This is a genomic window from Pseudodesulfovibrio karagichevae (assembly GCF_041414475.1).
Lineage (GTDB): Bacteria > Desulfobacterota > Desulfovibrionia > Desulfovibrionales > Desulfovibrionaceae > Pseudodesulfovibrio > Pseudodesulfovibrio karagichevae.
The window spans coordinates 1-6,242 of sequence record NZ_JBGLYH010000108.1 but is presented as its reverse complement, the minus strand read 5'-3'; the positions used below and the strand labels follow the sequence as shown (position 1 = coordinate 6,242).

Below are 6,242 nucleotides of genomic sequence, written 5' to 3'. Positions count from 1 at the left end.
AAAGCCCTTTTCACAAATCTGCAGGACAGCAGATTTGGACCGCGCCTGATAAGGCGCGACCCCGAAGGGGCGCAGGCCATGGACGGCCTGCGTCAAAGGTTTCCCTTTCCCCTTCCCCCGGCCGCCGGAGGCATTCTCCTCCAAAATGCGTAATGCCCGCTGCGGGGGGCAGCGGGCATTACATTCCACTATCCTCAAGCCCCTTTCCTCAAAGGGGCTGTTGGAACTCGATTAGTTGCACAGGCAGTCGCTGAAGACCACGCGGTCTGTGTATTCCGCCTGTTTGCCCTTGTTCCAGCGGGACACGGGCCGGTAGTAGCCCACGATGCGGGTGTAGACCTCGGCCTCCTGGCCGCAGGTGGGGCATTCGAAGTGTTCGCCCAGGATGTAGCCGTGCTCCTTGCAGATGGAGAAGGTGGGCGTGATGGAGATGTACGGGATCTTGGTCTTGGAGAACGCCTTGAGGATGAAGTTCTTGAGCGACTTCGGATCGGTCACGGCCTCGCCCAGGAAGGTGTGGAACACGGTGCCGCCGGTGTACAGCGGCTGGAGCTGGTTCTGGTGTTCCAGTGCGTAGAGTACGTCCTCGGAGATGCCCACGGGCAACTGGGTGGAGTTGGTGTAATAGGGGGTGCCGTTGCCCTGGGTCTTGATGTCGGCGTAGAGGGACTTGTCGATCTTGGCCAGCCGGTAGCTGGTGCCTTCGGCGGGCGTGGCCTCGAGGTTGTAGAGGTTGCCGGTCTCCTCCTGGAAGCGGGCGGTGATGCGGCGCAGGTGGTTGAGGGTGCGGCGCATGAGGCGCACGCCGCCCTCGGTCTCGATGCCCTTGCCGATGAGGTTCAGGCAGGCCTCGTGGCCGCCGAGCAGGCCGATGGTCGAGAAGTGGCCCTTGTAGCCGTTCTTGAGGTAGCGGCGGGACCAGGGGAACATGCCCGAGTCGAGGTTGTTGTTGATGACCTTGCGCTTGTATTCCAGGGAGTCCTTGGCCAGCTCGGCGTATTCCTCGACCAGGTCGAGGAAGTCGTCCTCGGATTGCGCCAGGTAGGCGAGCTTGGGCAGGTTCAGGGTGACCACGCCGATGGAGCCGGTCAGGTCGCCCGCGCCGAACAGGCCGCCGGTCTTGTTGCGCAGCTCGCGCAGGTCCATCTGGAGGCGGCAGCACATGGAGCGCACGTCCTCGGGGTTGAGGTCCGAGCTGATGAAGTTCTGGAAGTAGGGCACGCCGTACTTGGCGGTCAGCTTCATGAGCTTTTCGCCGATCTCGGATTCCCAGGGGAAGTCTTCGGTGACGTTGTAGGTCGGGATGGGGAAGGAGAAGATGCGGTCGCAGTGGTCGCCGCCGAGCATGACCTCGATGTACGCCTCGTTGATCATGTCCATCTCCGCCTGGAAGTCGCCGTAGGTCAGTTCGTCATCGTACCTGCCGCCGATGATGGCGGGCTCCTTGGCGATGTGCTTGGGGGCCACCAGGTCGAAGGACAGGTTGGTGAACGGCGACTGGCCGCCCCAGCGCGAGGTGGTGTTCAGGTTGAAGACGAACTTCTGCATGCACTGGAGCACCTCGTCGTAGGAAAGGCCGTCCTCGCGGATGAACGGGGCGAGGTAGGTGTCCACGTTGTTGAACGCCTGGGCTCCCGCCCATTCGTTCTGCAGGGTGCCCAGGAAGTTGTTCATCTGGCCGAGCGCGGTGTCGAAGTGCTTGGCGGGGCCTGCCGAGGCGCGGCCCTCGAGATTGAAGCCTTCGAGGAGCAGGTCGCGCAGGGACCAGCCCGCGCAGTATCCGGCCAGGCCGAAGGAAAGGTCGTGGATGTGGAAATAGCCGTGCTCGTGGGCCAGGCGGATTTCCTCGGGGTACTTCTCCAGGGCGTAGCGGGCCTGGACCGTGCCGGACAGGTGCAGCATGAGCCCCTGGAAGGAGTGGGTCATGTTGGCGTTTTCGTTGACGCGCCAGTCGGCCTGGTCGAGATAGGTGTCGATGACGTCCTTGATGTCCAGGTACGCCTCTTTCTGGGAGCGGAGCTGACGGCGCTTCTCGCGGTACAGGATGTACTTCTTGGCGATGTCGTACTGCCGGCCCTCCATGAGCACCTGCTCGACCATGTTCTGGACGTGCTCCTGCTCGGGGATGTCCATGTCGTCGAGCTTTTTCTCGACCTTGCGGGCCAGCCGCTTGGCCAGGAGCGGATCCTTGATCCCGCTGGCGCTGAGCGCCTTGAAGATGGCCTGTGCGATGCGATCAGTCGACCAGGTTTCCAGCCGGCCGTCTCTCTTCATGATTTGGCTTGGCATGCTCCGTCGTCCTCCTTGGGGGCACGTATTTCTGGATTTTCAGTTCGTGGTTCGGGGGCAGATAGCTTTGGGCGACGGCAATGTCGGCCTTGGTCAGGCCCGGCACCTGCGTGATGCGGAAATAGAAGGCGCCGGGCAGGGCCTCGGCCATCTCGAAAATGCGGGCCATGTTCGCGCGGGCGGCGATCTCGGAGACCGCGTTGCCGGTCAGGGACGGGTACTTGGCGTACGGGCCCTTGACGTCCACGGCAAAGGTGTCCACGAGCTTTTCCTGAAGGAGTTCCGCGATCACTTCCGGGCGCATGCCGTTGCTGTCCATCTTCACGGGCAGCCCGGCCTTTTTGACCTCGAAGGCCAGCTCGCCGACGCCGGGCACCGCTGTGGGCTCGCCGCCGGAGATGGTCACCCCGTCCAGCCAGCCGGCCCGGTCGCGCAGGTAGGCCTTGATGCGCTGCGGGTCGAGGACGGGCAGGGAGTGCATGTCCCAGGCGAGCTGGAAGTTGTGGCAGGTGGGGCAGCGCAGGTTGCAGCCGCCCAGGAAGAGGATGCAGGAGGTCCTTCCGGGCCAATCGCACAGGCTCAGGTTCTCGAACCCGCGGACAAAATTCCAGGCCCCTTTCGGCTCGCTCATCTCGACTCCTCAGGAAACGGCGCGGCCGCTCTCGCGGCAGCGCATGGCGTAAGTAATGATAATGTCCGGGGATGCTGTTACCGTCACCAAACCCGGGGCGTGCGCGGACGCATTTTCGAGTGGAAAAGGGCGTGGGCGCGTGAGGGCAACACTATCCCAGCGATGGAATTTTGTACAGGGGGGATTACGAAAACATTTGGCTACATAAGTGAATTATCGTGGTTATGGGCAGTTGTCCGAGATTACGCGATATGTAGAAAAGTTTTCCACTGTTGTTAAACGATGAACACGGCAATATAGTTAACTTTTTTCTAGAGTAAGTTTAGAAAAAAGTTTTTTCGATTTCGGGGGGATTGGTTTTCGACAGACCGGGAATGTGACGGGCGGGAAAAGATTGGCCTCAAGGCGCAGAAAAGTGCTTACCACAAGGGTTGCCGGTTGGGAACAGAAAAAAGGGTTGGGCACGGCCGTATTCCACAGAAAAAAGAACAATCTCTTCGGGAGGTTTTTCCGGATTCCGGCAAAGCCCCGCCCGCCGGGAACCGCGCCTTGTCAATGCCATTATAGCCTGTTTCGGGGGTGGAATTCCGGCACGGGATTTGCGGGGCTGTTCCCGTGGCCGTCTAGTCGGCGGCCCGGCTGTCCACCAGGGCGTTGCGCTGATAGGCGCGCAGGCCGAACTCGGGCAGGGCGGCCAGGAGGTGGTCCATGATGTCGGACTTGATGTCCTCGTGCAGGGCCCAGGCGGTCTCGCTGGTGAAGCAGTAGATCTCCAGCGGCAGGCCGTCGTCCGCATGGGGCTGGAGCTGGCGCACGAGCAGGGTCATGTCCTGGCGGATCTTGGGATGGGAGCGCAGATATTCCAGGGCGTAGTGGCGGAACAGCCCGATGTTGGTCATGCGGCGGCCGTTGAGGGGCGAGGACGGGTCCGCGCCGCTGGCCTGGTTGGCGGCGTCGATCTCCTTTTGGCGCATCTCCATGAACGGGGCCAGGTGCTGAACCTGCTTGAGCCGCGTCTTGAGCTCGGGGGTCGCGAACCGGATGGACGACTGGTCGATCATGATGGCCCGCTTTATCCTGCGCCCGCCGCTCTGGGTCATGCTCTCCCAGTTCTTGAACGGGGTGTCCAGGAACTTGAAGGTCGGGATGGCCGTGACGGTCATGTCCCAGTTCTGGACCTTGACCGTGTTCAGGGCGATGTCGATGACCGTGCCGTCCGCGTTCATGGCGGGCATTTCGATCCAGTCCCCGGCGTGGAGCAGGTCGTTGGCCGACATCTGGATGCCCGCCACCAGGGAGAGGATGGTGTCGCGGAAGACCAGCATGAGCACCGCGGTCATGGCACCGATGCCCGAGAGCAGCCCCCAGGGAGACTCGCCGAGGAGGATGGCCACCACCGACACGCCGCCGAGCATGTAGATGAACAGCTTGATCAGCTGCACGTATCCCTTGATGGGGCGGCGCTGGGAGACCTCGAAGGTCCGGTACAGCTGGGACAGGGCGTCGAGGAGCTTGGCCAGGATCAGGACCACGGCCACGGCCAGGTAGGCGAAGATCAGGTGGTCGAGGACCCCCTTGAGCCCGGAGAAGAACTCCATGCCCCAGAAGAAGACCAGGGCCGGGGCCAGGAGCGCGGCCCTGGAGAAAAATCCGGATTCGAGCAGGATGTCGTCGAAGCTGCTGCGGGTCCGATGGGCGAAGGCGCGTCCGCCGCGCACCAGCAGCGCGCGGGCCAGGAGAAACGCGAGCAGCCCGGCGAGCAGGAGAAGGCCGGTCTTGGCCGTGAGGTCCAGTATCGGATTCGTCCCGATGAGGGTGACGGGCAGGTCGAGGGGCAGGTCCAGGTTCACGTAGGCGGCTCCTTGTGCGTTTGATCTGCACCGTGTCTAGCAGATTCGCCCGGACTTGAGAACCTCGGTGCACTTCTCGGCCGCTTTGTGCACCGGTTTGACAACCGGCGCGATGTCCTCCATGCTTTTTTAGGAAAAATCCCGAAGGAAATCATACATGGGTTACTGGTTCATCATCGTCATGACCGTATCCACCCTCCTGGTCCTTTACCTGGGGTGGCGGCTGATCAATCCCCTGCACGTCGGCATCAAGCGCAAGGTCACGCTGTGGTTCCTGCTGGCCCTGCTCCTGTTCGGGCACCGGCTGACCTGGGTCCTGCACCGGACCGACCGGGTCCAGTTGCTGGCCTGCGACACCATCGACTGGATCGGGTTCACCTTTCTCGGGTTCATCTCCATCCTGGTGGTCTTCATGCTGGCCCGGGACATCCCCAGTCTGTTCGGGCGCATGGCCTCGGGCGTGAAGCGGCTGTTCACCCGGCGCAGCAAGCTGCCGTATTTCATCGGCCCGGACCGCGACCGCCGCCGCTTCCTGCTCAACGCCTCCAACGGGGTGATCATGGCCGCGGTCCTGCCCCTGGCCGGTTTCGGGGTGTACAACGCCCGGCGCAAGCCGTCCGTGCTGAAAAACGACCTGCGCCTGCCCGGCCTGCCCGCCGGGCTGGACGGCTTCACCATCGCCCAGATTTCCGACACCCACATCGGCCCGACCATCCGGGCCGACTGGGCGCGCCAGGTGGTCGCCGAGGTCAACGCGCTTTCCCCGGACCTGATCGTGCACACCGGCGACATGGTGGACGGGGCCGTGGACGGGCTCAAGGCGGACGTCCAGCCCTTCGGCGAGCTGCACGCCCCGCACGGGGTGTGGTTCTGCACCGGCAACCACGAGTATTATTCCGGGGTTTTCGAGTGGCTGGCCGAGGCCCGGCGGCTGGGCATGCGGCCGCTGGTCAACGAGCACGCGCTCATCGACACGGGCAAGGGCCGTATCCTGCTCGGCGGGGTCACGGACCTGCGCATGGGCGGCACCGTGCCGGGCCAGGCCTCCTCGCCCGCCAAGGCCATGGCGGGCGCGCCGGATCACGACGTGTCCGTGCTCATGGCCCACGAGCCGGACTCCGTGTACGCCGCCGCCGAGGCGGGCTTCGACGTCCAGCTGTCCGGCCACACCCACGGCGGGCAGTACTTCCCGTACAACTACGTCATCCATCTCTTCCAGACCTACGTGAGCGGCCCGTACCTGTACGAGGACACGCATCTCTACGTGAGCATGGGCACCGGCTACTGGGGCCCGCCCATGCGCATCGGCACCCGTCCCGAGATCACCCTGCACACCCTGCGCCGCGCCTAGCTGTGAAGTTATAGGAGGTTGTTCACTCGGCCCTAATCGGTCAAATTGTGTTTACGAAGACGCAATTGCCGAAAGGAGGACCGAGTGAACATTCATGCCAATGCCAGATTGACGCCGATTC

The 6,242-nt window shown here is 63.1% G+C and carries 4 protein-coding genes; 1 reads left to right on the top strand and 3 read right to left on the bottom strand.

The genetic code is table 11. From position 1 onward, the window contains the following. Positions 1-231 precede the first annotated feature (231 nt). The 3 genes from AB6M95_RS19245 to AB6M95_RS19235 all read right to left on the bottom strand — a co-directional run bounded on the left by AB6M95_RS19245 (position 232) and on the right by AB6M95_RS19235 (position 4,770). Positions 232-2,289 carry a ribonucleoside triphosphate reductase gene (locus AB6M95_RS19245; RefSeq protein WP_371388365.1) on the bottom strand — a complete coding sequence of 686 codons (2,058 nt, stop codon included), beginning with the start codon at positions 2,287-2,289 and terminating at the stop codon, positions 232-234. Next, the gene (locus AB6M95_RS19240; RefSeq protein WP_371388364.1) at positions 2,237-2,920 is read right to left on the bottom strand and encodes an anaerobic ribonucleoside-triphosphate reductase activating protein; all 684 of its coding nucleotides are present in this window, start codon (positions 2,918-2,920) and stop codon (positions 2,237-2,239) included. The genes AB6M95_RS19245 and AB6M95_RS19240 overlap by 53 nt, the downstream gene beginning before the upstream one ends. A 623-nt stretch (positions 2,921-3,543) precedes the next feature. After that, complete coding sequence (locus AB6M95_RS19235) at positions 3,544-4,770, bottom strand: mechanosensitive ion channel family protein (RefSeq protein ID WP_371388363.1); 1,227 nt, start codon at positions 4,768-4,770, stop codon at positions 3,544-3,546. 157 nt (positions 4,771-4,927) lie between these two features. Here AB6M95_RS19235 and AB6M95_RS19230 point away from each other — a divergent pair, with 157 nt between their 5' ends. Then, positions 4,928-6,121 carry a metallophosphoesterase gene (locus AB6M95_RS19230; RefSeq protein WP_371388362.1) on the top strand — a complete coding sequence of 398 codons (1,194 nt, stop codon included), beginning with the start codon at positions 4,928-4,930 and terminating at the stop codon, positions 6,119-6,121. The last annotated feature ends 121 nt before the right edge of the window (positions 6,122-6,242 follow it).

Bases quoted from the DNA above. Each gene is read 5' to 3' on its own strand.
- AB6M95_RS19245 (WP_371388365.1), bottom strand. From the start codon at position 2,289: ATGCCAAGCCAAATCATGAAGAGAGACGGCCGGCTGGAAACCTGGTCG.
- AB6M95_RS19230 (WP_371388362.1), top strand. From the start codon at position 4,928: ATGGGTTACTGGTTCATCATCGTCATGACCGTATCCACCCTCCTGGTC.
- AB6M95_RS19240 (WP_371388364.1), bottom strand. From the start codon at position 2,920: ATGAGCGAGCCGAAAGGGGCCTGGAATTTTGTCCGCGGGTTCGAGAAC.